The organism is Mesorhizobium bavaricum (assembly GCF_056781655.1).
This window is the reverse complement of sequence record NZ_CM165566.1, coordinates 881,891-898,594: the sequence shown is the minus strand read 5'-3', so window position 1 is coordinate 898,594 and position 16,704 is coordinate 881,891. Positions and strand designations below refer to the sequence as shown.

General features: G+C 63.5%; 19 protein-coding genes. 10 read left to right on the top strand and 9 right to left on the bottom strand.

Annotated features, from left to right (window positions below; genetic code table 11):
• Window positions 1–111: 111 nt before the first annotated feature.
• Both AC1RZR_RS04285 and argB read left to right on the top strand, forming a co-directional pair.
• Entirely contained in the window at window positions 112–1,608 is a 1,497-nt protein-coding gene (locus tag AC1RZR_RS04285; protein ID WP_481827737.1) for an amidase, read from the top strand.
• Between the two features lie 217 nt (window positions 1,609–1,825).
• Window positions 1,826–2,719 (top strand): acetylglutamate kinase, encoded by an 894-nt coding sequence (argB, locus tag AC1RZR_RS04280; RefSeq protein WP_379105064.1) that lies wholly within the window; start codon window positions 1,826–1,828, stop codon window positions 2,717–2,719.
• 31 nt (window positions 2,720–2,750) lie between these two features.
• Here argB and AC1RZR_RS04275 read toward each other — a convergent pair whose 3' ends face one another.
• The 3 genes from AC1RZR_RS04275 to AC1RZR_RS04265 all read right to left on the bottom strand — a co-directional run bounded on the left by AC1RZR_RS04275 (window position 2,751) and on the right by AC1RZR_RS04265 (window position 5,536).
• Window positions 2,751–3,149 carry a RidA family protein gene (locus AC1RZR_RS04275; RefSeq protein WP_477268398.1) on the bottom strand — a complete coding sequence of 133 codons (399 nt, stop codon included), beginning with the start codon at window positions 3,147–3,149 and terminating at the stop codon, window positions 2,751–2,753.
• A gap of 246 nt (window positions 3,150–3,395) precedes the next feature.
• The gene (bchE, locus tag AC1RZR_RS04270) at window positions 3,396–4,943 is read right to left on the bottom strand and encodes a magnesium-protoporphyrin IX monomethyl ester anaerobic oxidative cyclase (RefSeq protein ID WP_481827736.1); all 1,548 of its coding nucleotides are present in this window, start codon (window positions 4,941–4,943) and stop codon (window positions 3,396–3,398) included.
• Between the two features lie 116 nt (window positions 4,944–5,059).
• Window positions 5,060–5,536: an Lrp/AsnC family transcriptional regulator gene (locus AC1RZR_RS04265; RefSeq protein ID WP_027040109.1), complete on the bottom strand. Its 477-nt coding sequence runs from the start codon at window positions 5,534–5,536 to the stop codon at window positions 5,060–5,062.
• A 139-nt stretch (window positions 5,537–5,675) separates the two neighbouring features.
• Here AC1RZR_RS04265 and phhA point away from each other — a divergent pair, with 139 nt between their 5' ends.
• Entirely contained in the window at window positions 5,676–6,512 is an 837-nt protein-coding gene (gene phhA / locus AC1RZR_RS04260; RefSeq protein ID WP_481827735.1) for a phenylalanine 4-monooxygenase, read from the top strand.
• 106 nt (window positions 6,513–6,618) lie between these two features.
• On the opposite strand, the gene AC1RZR_RS04255 is transcribed toward phhA, so the two are convergent.
• Window positions 6,619–7,101 carry a MarR family winged helix-turn-helix transcriptional regulator gene (locus tag AC1RZR_RS04255; protein WP_481827734.1) on the bottom strand — a complete coding sequence of 161 codons (483 nt, stop codon included), beginning with the start codon at window positions 7,099–7,101 and terminating at the stop codon, window positions 6,619–6,621.
• A gap of 95 nt (window positions 7,102–7,196) precedes the next feature.
• Between AC1RZR_RS04255 and AC1RZR_RS04250 the strand changes: the two genes are divergently transcribed.
• Window positions 7,197–7,364 (top strand): hypothetical protein, encoded by a 168-nt coding sequence (locus tag AC1RZR_RS04250; protein ID WP_477268389.1) that lies wholly within the window; start codon window positions 7,197–7,199, stop codon window positions 7,362–7,364.
• A 79-nt stretch (window positions 7,365–7,443) separates the two neighbouring features.
• On the opposite strand, the gene AC1RZR_RS04245 is transcribed toward AC1RZR_RS04250, so the two are convergent.
• The 3 genes from AC1RZR_RS04245 to AC1RZR_RS04235 form a co-directional block, all read right to left on the bottom strand.
• Window positions 7,444–8,883 carry a GMC oxidoreductase gene (locus AC1RZR_RS04245; RefSeq protein ID WP_481827733.1) on the bottom strand — a complete coding sequence of 480 codons (1,440 nt, stop codon included), beginning with the start codon at window positions 8,881–8,883 and terminating at the stop codon, window positions 7,444–7,446.
• The gene (locus AC1RZR_RS04240) at window positions 8,880–9,080 is read right to left on the bottom strand and encodes a hypothetical protein (protein ID WP_481827732.1); all 201 of its coding nucleotides are present in this window, start codon (window positions 9,078–9,080) and stop codon (window positions 8,880–8,882) included. Before AC1RZR_RS04240 ends, AC1RZR_RS04245 begins: the two co-directional genes overlap by 4 nt.
• A 202-nt stretch (window positions 9,081–9,282) precedes the next feature.
• Window positions 9,283–10,044 carry a GGDEF domain-containing protein gene (locus AC1RZR_RS04235; protein ID WP_477268383.1) on the bottom strand — a complete coding sequence of 254 codons (762 nt, stop codon included), beginning with the start codon at window positions 10,042–10,044 and terminating at the stop codon, window positions 9,283–9,285.
• Window positions 10,045–10,205: 161 nt separating this feature from the next.
• Between AC1RZR_RS04235 and AC1RZR_RS04230 the strand changes: the two genes are divergently transcribed.
• Window positions 10,206–10,913 (top strand): pyrimidine 5'-nucleotidase, encoded by a 708-nt coding sequence (locus tag AC1RZR_RS04230; RefSeq protein WP_481827731.1) that lies wholly within the window; start codon window positions 10,206–10,208, stop codon window positions 10,911–10,913.
• 33 nt (window positions 10,914–10,946) lie between these two features.
• On the opposite strand, the gene AC1RZR_RS04225 is transcribed toward AC1RZR_RS04230, so the two are convergent.
• A complete protein-coding gene (locus tag AC1RZR_RS04225; protein ID WP_477268379.1) occupies window positions 10,947–11,786 on the bottom strand; it encodes an LOG family protein in 840 nt (279 codons plus the stop codon).
• 228 nt (window positions 11,787–12,014) lie between these two features.
• Here AC1RZR_RS04225 and dapD point away from each other — a divergent pair, with 228 nt between their 5' ends.
• The 4 genes from dapD to AC1RZR_RS04205 all read left to right on the top strand — a co-directional run bounded on the left by dapD (window position 12,015) and on the right by AC1RZR_RS04205 (window position 14,452).
• Window positions 12,015–12,869 (top strand): 2,3,4,5-tetrahydropyridine-2,6-dicarboxylate N-succinyltransferase, encoded by an 855-nt coding sequence (dapD, locus tag AC1RZR_RS04220; RefSeq protein WP_379105039.1) that lies wholly within the window; start codon window positions 12,015–12,017, stop codon window positions 12,867–12,869.
• A gap of 70 nt (window positions 12,870–12,939) precedes the next feature.
• Window positions 12,940–13,293: a DUF805 domain-containing protein gene (locus AC1RZR_RS04215; RefSeq protein ID WP_477268376.1), complete on the top strand. Its 354-nt coding sequence runs from the start codon at window positions 12,940–12,942 to the stop codon at window positions 13,291–13,293.
• Window positions 13,286–13,663 (top strand): DUF805 domain-containing protein, encoded by a 378-nt coding sequence (locus AC1RZR_RS04210; protein WP_481827730.1) that lies wholly within the window; start codon window positions 13,286–13,288, stop codon window positions 13,661–13,663. Before AC1RZR_RS04215 ends, AC1RZR_RS04210 begins: the two co-directional genes overlap by 8 nt.
• A 12-nt stretch (window positions 13,664–13,675) precedes the next feature.
• Window positions 13,676–14,452, top strand: coding sequence for a hypothetical protein (locus AC1RZR_RS04205; protein WP_481827729.1), 777 nt, complete (start codon window positions 13,676–13,678; stop codon window positions 14,450–14,452).
• On the opposite strand, the gene AC1RZR_RS04200 is transcribed toward AC1RZR_RS04205, so the two are convergent.
• Window positions 14,352–15,395 (bottom strand): 2-dehydropantoate 2-reductase, encoded by a 1,044-nt coding sequence (locus tag AC1RZR_RS04200; protein ID WP_481827728.1) that lies wholly within the window; start codon window positions 15,393–15,395, stop codon window positions 14,352–14,354. The genes AC1RZR_RS04205 and AC1RZR_RS04200 overlap by 101 nt on opposite strands.
• A gap of 115 nt (window positions 15,396–15,510) precedes the next feature.
• On the opposite strand from AC1RZR_RS04200, the gene dapE reads away from it, so the two are divergent.
• On the top strand, window positions 15,511–16,704 hold the full coding sequence (gene dapE, locus AC1RZR_RS04195) for a succinyl-diaminopimelate desuccinylase (protein WP_481827727.1): 1,194 nt from the start codon (window positions 15,511–15,513) through the stop codon (window positions 16,702–16,704).

Genomic DNA, 16,704 nt, shown 5'->3' with positions numbered 1-16,704 from the left:
TGTTCATTTGAGCATGATCTCTGGACAAACGGGTTCCGTTTGTCCGAGAAAACCGGTTTCCACTTTTCGCGATCATGCTCTAGCTTGCCTTTAGCGACGGGGGGAATGCGCATGTCGGTTGAACATACACTGTGGGCGCAAGACGCAACCGGCCTCGCCGATCTGGTCCGCAAGGGTGAAGTTTCGCCGGTTGAACTGACCGAAGCGGCCATCGCCCGTGCCGAGGCCACCCGTCCCGACATCAACGCCACCGCCGAGCCGCTCTATGATGCCGCGCGGGCCCGCGCAAAGACTGTCGACCGCTCGCTGCCGCTGGCCGGCATTCCTTTCGCCATCAAGGACCTCGGCATCGCCATCAAGGGCGTGCCGACGCATGGCGGCAGCCGCATTCCGGCATGGCTGGCCGATGTCAATTCGGTGCTGACCGACCGCTATCTCGCCGCCGGGCTCATCCCGATCGTCACCTCGACGTCGCCGGAACACGGGCTGCGGCTGGTGACCGAATCCAAGGCCTTCGGCATCACCCGCAATCCCTGGAACACCGGCCATACCAGCGGCGGCTCGTCCGGCGGTGCGGCGGCGCTGGTCGCTGCCGGCGTCGTGCCGGTCGCGCATGCCTCCGATGGCGGTGGCTCGATCCGGGTGCCTGCCGCCTGCACCGGACTTGTCGGCCTCAAGACGTCGCGCGGCCGCATACCGCTGACGCCGTTGGTGAGCGAGAGCTGGTACGGCATGGTGGTCGACCATGCGCTCACCCGCTCGGTGCGCGATTGTGCGCTGCTGCTCGACCTCACCCACGGTCCCGACCCTTTATCGCCCTATGCGGCGCTGCCGCCGAAAGGCAGCTTCGCCGCTGCTGCCGCACGAGATCCCGGCAAGCTCAGGCTGGCCGTGTACCGCAAATCGCCGCTCGGCCTGCCGGTCTCGGCCGAGACGCTTGTGGCGCTCGACACGGCGGTGGCGCTCGCCCGCGAGGGCGGTCATACCGTCGAGGACATCGACCTGCCCTTTATCGGGCGCGATTTCCTGGCTGATTTTGCCGGCAGCGTGGCCTCGGCCGTCGCCGGCACGATGCGGGCCGAAGCGCTGCGTGTCGGCCGTTCCGTTTTGGGCGACATCGAGCGGGCGACGCGGGTCGTCGCCCGCTTCGGCGAACATCTGTCGGCCGGCGAGACCTATGCCGGCCTGCAGCGGCTGCATGCTATCTCGAGACAGCTGATCGAAGGGACTGCGCAGTATGATGCCGTGCTGATGCCGATCATTGCGCACCCGCCACTCGCCTGCGGCGCCATGGACCCGAAAGGCGCCGACGAACTCATCGAAAACCTGCTCGACAGGCTTCATCTCAGCGCCTTGCTGAAGCTGAAGCCATTGTTCGGCCAGATGATGGACAAGAGCCTCTGGTTCACCCATTGGCCGGCGATCCAGAATGTCAGCGGCCAGCCGTCGATCGCATTGCCCGTCCATGTCACCGACGCCGGACTGCCGCTCGGCATCCAGGCGGCGGGTCGTCCGGGCGACGAGGAGACGCTGCTGTCGCTTGCCGCGCAGATGGAGAAGATCTCGGGTTGGCTGGGCCGCAGGGCGCCGCTGAGAGTGCCGTCATGATGACGAGGTCGTGAGGCGCTCGAATATGACAGCAAAGCCATTTGCGGCTGGCGCCAATTCCCGCTAAGACGCCGCCGTCCTTTCCAAGTGCATGTCGCCCAAAAGTGTCCAGCGGTTTTGGGATAACGACATGCATAAACCCAGTGCATGTCGCCCAAAAGTGCCCAGCGGTTTTGGGACAACGACATGCATAAACCAAAAGCCGGGAACCAAGCCGATGACGGAGATAACCGCCACCGCCGAAATGCAGGCCGCCCTGCTTTCGCGGGCGCTGCCCTACATGCAGCGCTACGAGAACAAGACCGTCGTGGTGAAATATGGTGGTCACGCCATGGGCAATATCGAGCTTGGCAAGGCTTTCGCCCGTGACATCGCGCTCTTGAAACAATCCGGCGTCAATCCGATTGTCGTCCATGGCGGCGGTCCGCAGATCGGCGCCATGCTGGCCAAGATGGGTATCGAATCGAAGTTCGAGGGCGGCCTGCGCGTCACCGACCAGAAGACGGTCGAGATCGTCGAGATGGTGCTGGCCGGTTCGATCAACAAGGAGATCGTGGCGCTGATCAATGCCGAGGGTGAATGGGCGATCGGCCTGTGCGGCAAGGACGGCAACATGGTTTTTGCCGAAAAGGCGCGCAAGACGATGATCGATCCGGACTCCAACATCGAGCGCGTGCTCGATCTTGGCTTCGTCGGCGAGCCGGTCGAGGTCGACCGCACCTTGCTCGACCTTCTGGCGCGCTCCGAAATGATCCCGGTGCTGGCGCCGGTGGCACCGGGCCGCGACGGCCACACCTACAACATCAACGCCGACACTTTCGCCGGCGCCATTGCCGGCGCCTGCCAGGCGACACGCCTGCTGTTCCTGACCGACGTGCCCGGCGTGCTCGACAAGAACAAGAAGCTGATCGACGAACTGACGGTGGCCGAGGCCAAGGCGCTGATCAGGGATGGCACGGTCTCCGGCGGCATGATCCCCAAGGTCGAGACCTGTATCGAAGCGATCGAGCGCGGCGTCGAAGGCGTCGTCATCCTCAACGGCAAGACGCCGCATTCGGTGCTGCTTGAGCTGTTCACCGAACACGGCGCCGGCACGCTGATCGTGCCCTGAGCGACCCTCTTGGCAGCTTGCTGCCAATCTATCAGGCGGATTGGGGAAGGCGCGCGATGACCTTGATCTCGAAGTCGAATCCCGCCAGCCAGTTTACGCCGACCGCGGTCCAGTTCGTGTAGGGCGGCTCGCCGAACGCCTTCAGTCGAACGGCGTCAATCGCCGGCCATTGCGTGGCCGGATCGGTGTGGAACGTGGTCACGTCGACGATGTCGTCGAACGTGCAGCCGGCGGCCTTCAGCACGGCCGCGAGATTGTCGAAGGCAAGCTGGACCTGCTTTTCGAAGACCGGCTCGGCCGACCCGTCCTCCCGGCTGCCGACCTGGCCCGAGACGAACAGAAAGTCGCCCGAGCGGATCGCCGCCGAATAGCGGTTGATCTCATAGAGGGCCTGCCGGCCGGCAGGGAAGATCGCGTCGCGTTTGGTCATAGTTTCACTCCATCTAGACAAGGCAGACCCAACCCCCGACGATCGCGAAATGGCTTCGCCGGGAAGGCGAGAGCCGGTCGCAAGGCTTCAGGGTCTTGGATCGCTGCGCTCCACTGTCCGGGGCGGCTATTGACATACGCCCCGTATGCCCGATGTGGGTGGATACGGAGCGTATGTCAATACGCATACGCGCCGTATGTTATTTTTCAGAGGTGACGTTAGCCACGGGCCAAGCTCATCGAGCGGTCAGGCATTGGGCGAGATCGGGATCCCAGGCAAAGCCAGCTTGCGCGCCGGGCGGCGAACGGTCATCGATTCCTCCTCGGCGTCCTGCGGCGCGCCCCAGAACTCGGCAAGCGTCGGGCCGTCTTTCACCCGGCCGTCGCGGGCCACAAATCCCCAGACCTCGCGGAACCAGACGCGGCGGCCCATTTGCGTGTACCAGCGCATCGAATGCCGCTGCTCGGGGTCCTTGTGAAACAGGATGCGGGCCAGCGCCTTCGGCCGCGACTGCACCGCCAGTTCGATCAGCTTGACGCTGAAGAACAGCATCCACGGCTTCAGCCTGGTCATCTGCAGCACCTGGTGCTTGTAGTCCCACAGTCGGGCATCCTTCTGGATCACCTTGCGATCGCGCGCGATCCTGAAGAACGGTGTCCAGCGATGCGGCGTCACATACAGCGCCTGGATCTGGTCCGGGTCGTAGGCGATGAGCTGGCGAAAGCCGCGCCATAGGTCGCGAAAACCTTCGTCCTCGAAACCGGCCACCCAGGTCGCCATCGACAGGATGCCGTGCTGGCGCAACAGCCGGATCGCCTCGCGGTCGGATGAGGTGCTGCCGCCCTTGCGGATCAGTTGCAGCGTCTGTTCGTCGGTGGTTTCCATGCCGAGCAGCCAGCGGATGACGCCGGCCTTGCGGTAGAGATGCAGGATGTCGGCATCGCGCACGATGTCGTCGGCGCGGGTCGAGCCGACGATCAGCACCGGCACGTTCTCGGCGATCATGGCGTCGAGAAAGGAGCGCCAGGCCTTCTTCGAAACCGTCGGATTCTCGTCGGCGAGGTTGATCAGCTCGACGCCGTGCTCGCGATGCAGCCAGGCGATCTCCTTGGCGAGTTTCACCGGATCGCGATGCCGCCAGCGGGTCCAGAAGCCGCGCTGGCCACAATAGTTGCACAGATGCGGGCAGCCGCGCGAAAACTGCATGACCACTGCACGCTTGCCGCCCCAATAGCTGTAGCGCCTGTGGTCGATCAGCTCCCACCCGACGCGGTAGGCGTCGAGATCGGCGATGGTCATCGCCGGCTGGGTGGCGAAGGGGCGGCGCAGATCGTCGCGAAAGGCGATGCCGGCCACGCTCGCCGGCGGTTGGTGCATTTCCAGCGCCTCGACCAGCGCCACGACGGTCGCCTCGCCCTCGCCGCGCACGATGAAGTCGAAGGCGTCCGTCGCGGCGAGGATGTCGCGCCAGTGATAGGTCGGGAACACGCCGCCATAGATGACGATGGTCGCCGGTTCGCGCTGCTTGATCATGCGCGCGATGAGCAAGGCGGTCGGGTGCGCCGAGGTCGAGCCGGAATGGCCGATCAGGACGAAATCGGGATCATCGTCGAGTGCGTTGCACACCACCATGTCGAGCGGCATCGGCCCGAATTCGGCGTCGACGAGCCGCACCTCATGCCCGGCATCGATCAGCGGCCCGCCCAGCGCCAACAGGCCAAGTGGCGGCAGGTGATCGTCGGGCACGCGGCTGCCTATGGCGGTGTGAGGTGGATTGATCAGGACGATTTTCATGGCGGACCCCTGGGATGGTTGGTCCGCGCATGCTGGCCGGCGATATGGACGCGCGCTTGGCCCGTTTCAGCAGTTTGCGTGCAGCTTTTCCGCAGGAATGCCGTGGGCGAGCATCATCACCGCCTGAGGTGGCCGAGCGGCACGTGGCCGGGGCCCTTGATGTTCTGCAACACCAGCTGGGTGTGGACGTCACGCACGCCGTCGAGCCGCATCAGCCGGTGCATGACGAAGGCGTTGAGCTCGTCGACCGACGGCACCATGACATGCAGCAGGAAATCGTGGTCGCCGGTCATCGTCCAGCATGAAGACACCTCGTCCATGCGCTGCACGGCGGCAATGAAGCTTTCGGGCGAGCCGTCGCTGTGACTGACGAGGCGAACCTGGATGAACACCTCGACCATCAGGCCGACAGCGCGCCGGCTGATCACCGCGGCAAAGCCCTTGATGATACCGGCCTCCTGCAGCGCTTCGAACCGCCGCGCGCAGGGCGTCGTCGATAGGCCGATCTCTTGCGCCAGCTCGGATACCGGCTTGCGCCCGTCGCGTTGCAGGACATCGAGCATCTTTATCTCGAAATCATCGAACTGAGGCATTGTCACTCCCCTGATGCGATTTTCGAGTGAATCTTATCTCGAATATCGCGTTCGAGCCATCATCAAAACCGATTTGCCTCGGAAAATCCGGTTAGGATTGCGGCACATTCGCCATTCATGATTTGCGAGGAGAAGAACCATGACCACGATGAGCGTTGCCGAATACGCCCGCGACTGCGCGGCACAAGGGTTGCGCGGCGACTATTCGGTCTGCCGTGCCGATTTCACCGTCTCGCAGGGCTACAATTACAGCGCCGAGGAACAGGCGGTGTGGCGCACGCTGTGCGACCGCCAGACCAAACTGACGCGCAAGCTCGCCCACCACTCCTATCTCGACGGCGTCGAGAAGCTCGGCCTGCTCGACCGCATCCCCGACTTCGACGACGTCAGCGTCAAGCTGCGCAAGCTGACCGGCTGGGAGATCGTCGCCGTACCGGGTCTTATTCCCGCGGCACCGTTTTTCGACCACCTCGCCAACCGCCGATTCCCGGTCACCAACTGGCTGCGGACCAGGCAGGAACTCGACTACATCGTCGAGCCTGACATGTTCCATGATTTCTTCGGTCACGTGCCGGTGCTGTCGCAACCGGTGTTCGCCGACTTCATGCAGATGTACGGCGAGAAGGCCGGCGACATCATTGCGCTGGGCGGCGACGAGATGATCACCCGGCTCTACTGGTACACGGCCGAATATGGCCTGATGCAGGAGAGCGGCCAGAAGCTGAAAGCCTTTGGCGCCGGCCTGATGTCGTCGTTTACCGAATTGCAGTTCGCCGTCGACGGCGAGGACGCTCACCACGTGCCCTTCGACCTCGAAACGGTGATGCGGACGGGTTACGAGATCGACAAGTTCCAGCGCGCCTATTTCGTGCTGCCGTCGTTCGACGCCTTGCGCGATGCTTTCCAGACCGCCGATTTCGAGGCGATCGTCGCGCGCCGCAAGGGCCAGCCGGCGCTCGATCCGGCGACGGTCTGACGGCTTAAAGCGCGTCGCGTCGAAACGGATTCTTGCGACCCGCTTTAAGTTTTGCTTCTATGCATGTCGTTATCTCAAAAACCGGGCCACTTTTGAGCGACATGCATTAGCCGGCCTCGGCCTTCAGCCGCGCCAGCTGGTCGCACTGCAGGTCGAGTGCGGCTTTGACGAAGCGCGATATGGTGGCGAGCTCGGCGTCGCTGAAGGTCTCGATCACCTTTTCGCCTTCCCGCGCGATGGCGCCGTAATAGCGCGCCGACAGCTCCCGCGTGGCCTCGGTTGCCTCTATCACCACCTTGCGCCTGTCCTCGAGACTGCGCGTGCGCGTCAGCAGGCCGCGTGCCTCCAGCCGGTCGATCAACGCGGTCACCGCGGCCGGCGTCAGCCCGGTCGCCGTGGCGATCGCGCCGGCCGATTGCGGGCCGCCATACAGCAGTCCCAGGCAATGCCGCTCCGCCGTATTCAGCCCGAGCCTCGTCCCCACCGCTTCGTCGTAGGCCTGCGTCGCGTCCTGCCATTGCATGATCGCAAGACCGATGGCCGTCGTCATTTCGGCACGATTCCCGCTTGACGAATTTACTTCGATCATCTAACTATCAATCTGTCTAACATTTAGACTGTCTCAACAATATGCGGTCGCAGCGCCCACAAGGCAAGAGCCGGCCGCCACCATGGAGTAAAAAAATGAGCTTGATTCAACAGCGCCCGCCCCTCTCGCATGAGGAAGAATTCAAATATGCCAAGCTGGCGCTGGAATGGTATGGCTGGGGCTCCCCCATCGGCCTCGGCATTCTGCTCGTGGCGCTGGCCGCTGCCGCGGTGCTGGTGCGCATCGCCGTCTACGGCTTCTGAGCCATGCCGCGCATCTACCGGCGCCATCATTGGCGCCGGTATTGTCGAGATGCTTCGACATCCCGAGACGTTGGAACCGTCAGACGGTGACCACCTTGCTCAGATGGTCCCCCAGCCGGCAGGCCAGTGCGGTGATCGTTGTCGTCGGATTGCATTCGCCCGATGTGCAGAACACCGAGGAGCCGCCGACATAGAGGTTGTCCATGCCGTGCACCTTGCAGTTGGCGTCGACCACACTCTTGGTGACGTCGGTGCCCATGCGCGTGCCACCCATATGGTGATGGCCCGCCGTCTCGTCATTGGTCGGGTAGTCGCCGCCATTGGCGATCCAGTCGGCAATGCGCACCCGGCCGAGATTCTTCTCGATCAGCGTCGTGCCGAACAGCCTCAGCCCTTCGAGAAGGGTGCGGCGTTCCAGTTCCGATTTCATCCAGTGCAGCTCGATGCGCGGCACGCCGGCATGGTCGACATCGGTCTTCGACAGCTCGATCTGGTTGGAGGCCATCGGCGCCTGTTCCCAGGCAACATAGAGCTGGGCCGCGCAGCGCAGGTTCTGGCTGAGCTTGGAGGACATCCACTCGGCCATGTCGGGGGCCGTGCAGGCGAGGTCGGCGATCAGGCTTTTGACGCCCGGATACGGCGTCTCGATCAGCCTGATGCCGAAATTCATGATCTGCAGGCGCTCCATGGCGGCAAGCGTCGGCGAGAAGAAGGCCTCGTTGACGGCATCGACCTCGAACTCGCCATAGTCGTCCAGGATGGCATTGCCGCCCTCGAAGGTCGGATGCTCCATCCAGTAGCGGCCAAGCGCCGTCGCATTCGGCACGACACCGCCGTTCGAGCGCTGGTTCGACCACAAAAGCAGTCGCGAATTCTCCAGTCCGCCGGTGCAGACAATGAAATAGTCGGCACTGAAGGATCCGGCATCCTGCCCGTTGGACCACAGCCTGGCGCCCGTCACCCGCTTGCCGTCGCCGGCAAGTTCAGTGGCGTAGGTGTTGAGCACGACCGCGATGTTTCCGCTCCTGTCGAGCTCGTCGGCGAATTTTTCGCCGAAGCGCACCGCCGGGCTCTTGATCAGCTGCACCCAGCGAATGTCGTCGGAGACCGGTACATCCGGCTGGAAATTGGGAAGTTCGAGGATATCGTGCACTTCCCGCAGATAGGGTTCGATGTCGGTGCGGCGGATCGGCCAGCCCGTGTCGGGCGCCCAGGCCTTCGGCTCGAAATCCTGCTTGTCGAGCACGCGGCACCAGCCTGCCCAGTGGTTCGAACTGCCACCCATGAACCGCAGCCGCGTAACGTCGAGATCGAAGTAGAAATCGCCCACCGTGGTGCCACGGTAGAAATCCTGCGACTCGTCGCTGAATTCACGGGAGCCGGCCTCGAGCACCACGACAGGAATGCCCGCGGCGCCAAGCTTGCGCGCAATGGTGGTGCCGGCCGGGCCGGAGCCGAGGATGCAGACCTTGGCGGTGAAGTTGGCGGCGCGAAACGCCTCATAGTTGTCGAAGATCATGCCAGATCGCTCCGCTTCAGGATCCAGCCATTGACCTCGACGATCTCGTTCGGGTCGGGCCGGGTTGGATCGGCCCGGGTTGGATCGGAATGCGAGGCATCGGCATCAGGCAGCGTGCGGAACAAGGACAGGGCGGGCAATGCGATGAGCGCCTGCATGATCGTGCGGCGGGATATTTTCTTGATGAAGAAACTCATGGCGACTGGTCTCTCGGGTGGGGGCCTCGGCTACGCAGGGCGCTCCCGGAAAGACAGGTCCCGGAACGACACATGCATCGCGGCAGAAGCCAGTATCGTGCCAGCCTAGCCGCAAAGCAGCGAAAGCCGGGTAAACGGCGCAACCGAGTGCGAACAGGGTTAGAATTTCGTTAACGGGCCGGGTAGCGGATCGACCGGCTGATCACGCCGCTTCGGAAATGTCCGTATCGAGGATCGTCAGATTGCGGCCCCGGTGCTTGGCCTGGTAAAGGTGCCGGTCGGCGGCGCGCATCAGGTCCGATACGCTGATATCCTCGCCACAGACGGTCCCGCCGATGCTGACCGTGAGCGGAACGGTCCGCTCGTCGACGGGCCGGAAACGGATCAGCTCGACCTCGCGGCGAATGCGCTCGGCGACGCGCTTGGCCTCCTGGTCAGTGGCACCGATCAGGAAGGCGCCGAACTCCTCGCCGCCGATGCGGCCGAGCACATCGCCGCCGCGCACGCCGCGCTCGATCGCGCTGGCGATCAGAAGCAGCGCGTCATCGCCGGTCAGGTGGCCAAAATTGTCGTTGATCCTCTTGAAGTGGTCGGCGTCGATGATCAGCAATGCGCCGCGATCGGACTTGCGGCGGGAGCCCTCGAGCGCGGCAAAGAAGTTTTCCCGGTTGAGCATGCCGGTCATGTCGTCGCGGCTCGCCTTTTCCGCCAGGCGGCGATGCGCGGCGGCGAGCTGGGCATGGGCTCGGGCGAGATCGCGATGCGCGCTTTTCAGCCTGTCGCTTTGCCAGAAAGTGCTCGCGCTGGCGACCCATGCGAGGACCAGCGGACACAGCGTGGAGGTCAGCCAGATGGTGCGGTTGACCGGAAATCCCATCGCCGGGACGATGATCAGCGTCAGCAGGAGAGAGGCCGCGACAGAGGCAAAAGCAACGGCGGCGGATCTCAGAATTATGCTGTTCATCGCGGGCTCCCACAGGTCTGTCTCTCTGCCAGCAAGCCCTGAAGGTCACCTTTCCCGGATGCCTAAAATTTGAATCGTGGTGCCATTTCCGCCACTCTTGACGCGTAGAAGTTGTGGATAAAGTCTCTTTCGGAATGTCCGTTTCATGCCATAAGGAGCGCATGACCACGCTGCCTGATCCCGCCCGCTTCGCCCATGTCACCGACTGGGTGTTCGACCTCGACAACACGCTCTATCCGCATCATTCGAATCTGTTCTCGCAGATCGACGTCAATATGACCGCCTATGTCGGCGAACTGCTGGCGCTGCCGCGAGAGCAAGCGCGCAAGTTGCAGAAGGAGCTCTATCAGGAATACGGCACGACGTTGAACGGGCTGATGACACGCCACGGCATCGATCCCGACGATTTCCTCGAGAAGGTGCATGACATCGACTATTCATGGCTGGTGCCCGATCCCGTTCTCGGCACCGCCATCCGCCAGCTTCCGGGCCGCAAGTTCATCTTCACCAATGGCGACCGCAGGCACGCCGAACGCACCGCGCGCCAGCTCGGCATTCTCGACCATTTCGACGACATCTTCGATATCGTCGCCGCCGGGCTCAATCCCAAACCGGCGCGCCAGACCTACGAGAAGTTCGCCGAACTTCACGCCGTCACCGGCCACAATGCGGTGATGTTCGAGGATCTTGCCCGCAACCTTGCGGTGCCGAAGTCGCTGGGCATGACCACGGTGCTCGTGGTGCCACGCAATTTCGAGCCGACCTTTTCCGAGATCTGGGAGCGCGACCCGGCCAACGAGGATGATGTCGATTTCGTCACCGACGATCTGGCGAGCTTCCTGACGGCGATCGTCGAAGTTACGGCGTAGGTTCGTCCGTGTTCGGCGGGACGTTGCCTGCTCTCACAAATTGTAGAAGCGGCTGATGATCCCCCAGGCTTCGTCGGCGGTGTCGACGAAGTCGATGATGTCCTGGTCGCCGGGGCTGATCGTGCCCTGTTCGGCGAGGAAATCGAGATCGATCGCCCGTTTCCAGAAGGATTTGCCGAACAGGATCACCGGCACGCGCTCCATGCGCCCGGTCTGGATCAGGGTCAGTGTCTCGAAGAATTCGTCCATCGTGCCGAAGCCGCCGGGAAACACCGCGACAGCCTTGGCGCGCATGACGAAATGCATCTTGCGGATGGCGAAATAGTGGAAGTTGAAGCAGAGCTCCGGCGTCACGTAGATATTCGGGGCCTGCTCATGCGGCAAGACGATGTTGAGGCCGATCGACGGCGCGCCGACGTCGTCGGCGCCACGGTTTCCCGCTTCCATCACGCCGGGCCCTCCGCCGGTCACTACGACATACTCGCGGTAATATGAAGCAGCCGACTGCTGCGAGCAGAGGCGGGCGAACTTGCGCGCCTCCTCGTAATATTTGCTGTTTTCCTCGAGGTTCTTCCTCTGCGTCTCGTTCTTGGCCGCCCAGGCCTCGCCGCCGGGCTCCGGCAGGCGTGCGCCGCCAAACAGGATCACCGTTGAACGGATGCCCCGTTCGGCCAGGATCATTTCCGGTTTCAAGAGTTCGAGCTGCAGCCTGACCGCGCGCAATTCGCGCCGCGTCATGAATTCGGGATCGTTCCAGGCCAGCCGGTATGTCTCGGCACGCGTCTGCGGCGTGTCCGGCACGCTCTTCGACCGCTCCAGATCCTCGTCCGAATGCGGCAGCGGGGTCCATCCCGCCTTTTCCATAGGAGTCATAATTGTCTTACCCGTCCAAATTCTTCAGTTGCGCCGTCCCATGGCGCAGCCGCGATTGACCCCCATTGAGCCTTAACATAAGCAGGTTCCGCAAAAGTGTCCGGCGGTTTTGCGACAAGAACCTGCTACATGCAAAGACCCTGGCAGGCAAAGCCTGCCAGGGGTCCGCGCGACTTTCAAAACAGGTTAAGGCGCAGCCCCTTAACAGCTTGGTAATGGAGCGAATTCATGTCGAAGCCCGATCTGGCGAGCCTCGAAAAGACCATTGAGAAGGCCTTCGAGGAACGCGACACGATTTCGACTGCGACCCGTGGCGAGACGCGCGACGCCATCCAGTCGGCGCTCGACCTGCTCGACCGCGGCACCGCCCGCGTCGCCGAGCGGCAGGCCGACGGCAAGTGGCACGTCAACCAGTGGCTGAAGAAGGCCGTGCTGTTGTCCTTCCGGCTCAACCCGATGGAGATCATAAAGGGCGGCCCCGGCCAGGCCGTGTGGTGGGACAAGGTGCCGTCGAAGTTCGACGGCTGGAGCGCCGTGGACTTCGAGAAGGCCGGCTTCCGCGCCGTGCCATCGTCGATCGTGCGCCGTTCCGCCTATGTCGCGCCGGGCGCAGTGCTGATGCCATCCTTCGTCAATGTTGGCGCCTATGTCGACAGCGGCACCATGGTCGATACCTGGGCCTCGGTTGGCTCCTGCGCCCAGATTGGCAAGAACGTGCATCTGTCGGGGGGCGTCGGCATCGGCGGCGTGCTGGAGCCGATGCAGGCCGGTCCTACCATCATCGAGGACAATTGCTTCATCGGCGCGCGCTCGGAAGTGGTCGAAGGCTGCATCGTGCGCGAAGGCTCGGTGCTCGGCATGGGTGTCTTCATCGGCCAGTCGACCAAGATCGTCGACCGCGCCACCGGTGAGGTCTTCTACGGCGAAGTGCCTCCCAACTCGGTCGTGGTGGCTGGTACAATGCCGGGCAAGAACGTGCCGGGCGAAAACTGGGGGCCAAGCCTCTACTGCGCCGTCATCGTCAAGCGTGTCGACGCCAAGACCCGCTCGAAGACCTCGATCAACGAATTGCTGCGCGATTGATCTTTTCCGGAAACGGACGCACCTTCCGCCGGCGCGACAATGAGTCGCGCGTGACTGATGGAGGGGTGACATGGACTGGAAGTATCTGCTGACCAGCTACGAGGGTCGCATCAACCGTGCCAAGTTCTGGGCTTGTGTCGGCGTTGTGTTTGTCGGCGGGATCATCGCGATGATCCTCGACAACATACTCGGCACGACGTTCAACCAAATGCCCTACGGCTTTATCTATTTGCTCTACTCGCTCGCCATGCTCTATTCGATCTTCGCCGTCTACGCCAAGCGCTGGCACGATCGCGGCAAGTCCGGCTGGTGGAGCCTGATCATCCTCGTGCCGATCATCGGCGGGATCTGGTTTCTGGTCGAGTGCGGCATTCTCGAAGGCACCAGGGGTGCCAATCAATATGGACCGGACCCGCTTGCCTGACAGATCGAATCTCACCTGGCTTTTCTTCAAAACCTCGGGCCGCGTCAGTCGCGCGGCCTATTTTCTTGGCGGGTTGCTCGTCGCCATCATACAGGCCTTTCCGCTCTACCGCTTCACGCTGGTGCCGGAAGGCTCGGCCGAGAGCAACATGTGGTCGTTCATCTTCTTCATCGCCTTCATCGCCTCGCTGTGGTCGAACATCGTGCTGGCGGTGAAGCGGCTGCACGACCTCGACAAGCCGGGCATTGCCGCGCTGATCCTTTTCGTGCCGGTGGTCTCGATCGTCGCCTTCCTTGTCTTGTGCCTGTTTCCAGGGCAGCCTGGACCCAACCGCTACGGCCGGCGCACCAACGAGCCGGCAGACTCCTGAGCGCCAACAGCCATGCGCTACCGCACGCTTGATCCGAAACTGATTATCGACACCGCCGAACGGCTGGAGGGCCGCGTCGCCGAGCGTTTTCCCGAGGCCGGACTGCGCGGCGTCGCCGCCGAACTGGTGTCGCTGTCACGCGATCTGACCAAGGCGGCTCAGGCGCTCGAAGCGCCGATCTGGTGGCTGCGCGGGCTCATCGTCGCCGCCGTCGTCGCCGGCGCGCTGATCTTCCTGTTCGTCGGCACCATCCTGCCGCTCATTCACATCTCCCAGTCCGATGATGCGGTGCAGTCGGTGCAAGGCATTGAAGCCACGATCAACATGATGATCCTCGCTGTGCTCGGCTTCCTGGCGTTGATCCGCACCGAGGAGCGCATCAAGCGCAAGCGGGTGTTTCGCCAGCTGCACGGCCTGCGCTCGCTGATCCATGTCATCGACATGCACCAGCTGACCAAGGATCCGGCAGCCCTCTCAGTCAACTTCAAGCCGACCTCGCACTCGCCGGCCCGCATCACCAATGCCGCCGACTTGGCGCGCTACCTCGACTATTGCTCCGAAATGCTGTCGATCACCGGCAAGATCGCGGCGCTGTTCGCGCAGTCGGTCAATGACGACGTGGTCATCGACGGCGTCAACGACATCGAGAACTTGGCATCCAACCTGTCGCGCAAGATCTGGCAGAAGATCACGCTGATCGACGCCCACCCGGCGGGGCAGCAACCTGCTCGGGCGCCAGCCCCGGCGACCCAGGCCGCCTCGCTTCCGCCTCGCGCACCAGCGCGGTAACCCTTTTCAGCACGGGTGCCGGCGTACCCGCCTTTTCGGCGAGGCTCAGGACAGCCCCCTGCAATTCATTGATCTCCGTCGGTCGGCCGCGCTGCAGGTCGTCCCACATCGACGAGCGGGCTTGCGGGTCGATTGCCAGCATGCGCCGCGCCAGCAGCCTGAACAGCCAGTCCGGCAGCCTGAGCACCGTCGGCAGCAGCGCCGGCCGCAAGCCGGCGATCCGCGCCGGCCCGATGCCGGACGCTTTCATCGCCGTGAGCGCCTCGTCGATCTGGCCGGCCAGGATCAGCCGCCAGCGACGGTCGGCGAGCTCCGTTGCCAGCGGCAGGCCCGACAGCGCCACCAGCGCATTGTTCAAATTCATCAGCAGTTTGCCCCACAGCACGGCCCTCATGTCGCCATGCGCCTCGACCGCAAACCCTTCGACGCCGAGAAGGCTGACCAGGCCGGCGTCGCCGTCTTCAATCATCACCTTGCCGTCGCTGGCGCGATGCACGCGCAGCGGCAGCTCGCCGTCGCGAGACTGCACCACATTGAACGGCACCATGCCGGCCAGCACCGTTCGGCCGTCGACCCCGGTGCGCAGCCTGTCGGCATTGTTGACGCCGTTCTGCAGGCTGATCACCACCGCACCGGGGCGGGCGTGGGCCCTGATGAGGTCTGCCATATCCTGCGTCGCGCCGCTCTTGACCGTCACCAGGATCACATCCGCCTCCGGCAGGACGACAGCCGGATCGGCGGTGACGACAAGCGCCTCCGGCTTGACCGAGCGGTCGCGGCCCTGGAGGTCGCTGATCCGCAGTCCGCCCAGCCGCAACGCCGCCTCGATGCGCGGCCGCGCCAACAGGGTAACCCGCCGTCCGGCGAGCGCCAGGCAGCCGCCGGCATAGCAACCGATGCTGCCGGCGCCGGCAACGACGATCCTTCTGTCCGCGTTTGCCATCTGTCGCTCCGCACCGGGCCGCAACTATACGACATGAAAACCATAATGTCGGCGCCATCACTGGCCCTTATGTCTGGCCGTGACAGGCCCCCCGCTTTCGATTATCGCTTTTGCCATGACGCTTCCGACCGATCCCGCCGAAAACCTTGCTGCCCTTATCCGTTGTGCTTCGGTGACGCCCGCCGAAGGCGGCGCGCTCACCGCGCTGGAGACGATGCTGAAACCGCTCGGCTTCCTGGTCGATCGCCCGGTCTTCTCAGAAGACGGCACGCCGGATATCGAGAACCTCTATGCAAGGCGTTCCGGCAACGGCCCGCATCTGATGTTCGCCGGCCATACCGACGTGGTGCCGGTCGGTGACGAAGCCGCCTGGACGCATCCGCCCTTCGGCGCCGAAATCGCCAATGGCGAGATGTACGGCCGTGGCGCTGTCGACATGAAGGGAGGCATTGCCTGCTTCATTGCCGCCGTGGCGCGCCATGTCGAAAAGAATGGCGGCCCGAAGGGGTCAGTCTCGCTGCTGATCACTGGCGACGAGGAAGGGCCGGCCATCAACGGCACGGTCAAGCTGCTCGAATGGGCGGCTTCCAGGGGCGAGAAATGGGATGCCTCGATCGTCGGCGAGCCGACCAACCCGGACGCGCTTGGCGACATGATCAAGATCGGCCGCCGCGGCTCGATGTCCGGCGCCATCACCGTCAATGGCCGCCAGGGCCATGTCGCCTACCCGCAGCTTGCCGACAATCCGGTGCGCGGGCTGATGAGTCTGGTCGACGCCTTGCTGCATCCTGTCTTCGACAAGGGTACCAGGGATTTCCAGCCGACCAATCTGGAGGTCACCTCCATCGATGTCGGCAACCCGGCCACCAATGTCATTCCGGCCAAGGCGACCGCGACCTTCAACATCCGCTTCAACGACACCTGGACGGCCGAGACCGTCCAGGCGGAAATCCACAATCGCCTCGATCAGGCGGCCAAACGCAAGAAGTACCGGGCCGGCAAGAAGACGCCGGTCGACTATGACCTCGTCTGGCGCGACCGGCCGAGCCATGTCTTCCTGACCCGCGACGACAAGTTGATCGAAACGCTCCGCGGCTCGATCAAGTCGGCGGTCGGCAAGGAGCCGACGCTGTCGACCTCGGGCGGCACCTCCGATGCGCGTTTCGTCAAGGACTATTGCCCGGTGGTCGAGTTCGGGCTGGTCGGCAAGACCATGCACATGGTCGACGAGCGCGTCGCCATTGCCGATCTCGAAACGCTGACACAAATCTATCAGCGCTTCATCGAAGACTGGTTCGGGCAGGGATGA

What these genes read in the sequence shown, in the direction of transcription:
- AC1RZR_RS04285 (WP_481827737.1), top strand. Translation starts at nt 112, where the DNA reads ATGTCGGTTGAACATACACTGTGGGCGCAAGACGCAACCGGCCTCGCC.
- argB (WP_379105064.1), top strand. Translation starts at nt 1,826, where the DNA reads ATGACGGAGATAACCGCCACCGCCGAAATGCAGGCCGCCCTGCTTTCG.
- AC1RZR_RS04275 (WP_477268398.1), bottom strand. Translation starts at nt 3,149, where the DNA reads ATGACCAAACGCGACGCGATCTTCCCTGCCGGCCGGCAGGCCCTCTAT.
- bchE (WP_481827736.1), bottom strand. Translation starts at nt 4,943, where the DNA reads ATGAAAATCGTCCTGATCAATCCACCTCACACCGCCATAGGCAGCCGC.
- AC1RZR_RS04265 (WP_027040109.1), bottom strand. Translation starts at nt 5,536, where the DNA reads ATGCCTCAGTTCGATGATTTCGAGATAAAGATGCTCGATGTCCTGCAA.
- phhA (WP_481827735.1), top strand. Translation starts at nt 5,676, where the DNA reads ATGACCACGATGAGCGTTGCCGAATACGCCCGCGACTGCGCGGCACAA.
- AC1RZR_RS04255 (WP_481827734.1), bottom strand. Translation starts at nt 7,101, where the DNA reads ATGATCGAAGTAAATTCGTCAAGCGGGAATCGTGCCGAAATGACGACG.
- AC1RZR_RS04250 (WP_477268389.1), top strand. Translation starts at nt 7,197, where the DNA reads ATGAGCTTGATTCAACAGCGCCCGCCCCTCTCGCATGAGGAAGAATTC.
- AC1RZR_RS04245 (WP_481827733.1), bottom strand. Translation starts at nt 8,883, where the DNA reads ATGATCTTCGACAACTATGAGGCGTTTCGCGCCGCCAACTTCACCGCC.
- AC1RZR_RS04240 (WP_481827732.1), bottom strand. Translation starts at nt 9,080, where the DNA reads ATGAGTTTCTTCATCAAGAAAATATCCCGCCGCACGATCATGCAGGCG.
- AC1RZR_RS04235 (WP_477268383.1), bottom strand. Translation starts at nt 10,044, where the DNA reads ATGAACAGCATAATTCTGAGATCCGCCGCCGTTGCTTTTGCCTCTGTC.
- AC1RZR_RS04230 (WP_481827731.1), top strand. Translation starts at nt 10,206, where the DNA reads ATGACCACGCTGCCTGATCCCGCCCGCTTCGCCCATGTCACCGACTGG.
- AC1RZR_RS04225 (WP_477268379.1), bottom strand. Translation starts at nt 11,786, where the DNA reads ATGACTCCTATGGAAAAGGCGGGATGGACCCCGCTGCCGCATTCGGAC.
- dapD (WP_379105039.1), top strand. Translation starts at nt 12,015, where the DNA reads ATGTCGAAGCCCGATCTGGCGAGCCTCGAAAAGACCATTGAGAAGGCC.
- AC1RZR_RS04215 (WP_477268376.1), top strand. Translation starts at nt 12,940, where the DNA reads ATGGACTGGAAGTATCTGCTGACCAGCTACGAGGGTCGCATCAACCGT.
- AC1RZR_RS04205 (WP_481827729.1), top strand. Translation starts at nt 13,676, where the DNA reads ATGCGCTACCGCACGCTTGATCCGAAACTGATTATCGACACCGCCGAA.
- AC1RZR_RS04200 (WP_481827728.1), bottom strand. Translation starts at nt 15,395, where the DNA reads ATGGCAAACGCGGACAGAAGGATCGTCGTTGCCGGCGCCGGCAGCATC.
- dapE (WP_481827727.1), top strand. Translation starts at nt 15,511, where the DNA reads ATGACGCTTCCGACCGATCCCGCCGAAAACCTTGCTGCCCTTATCCGT.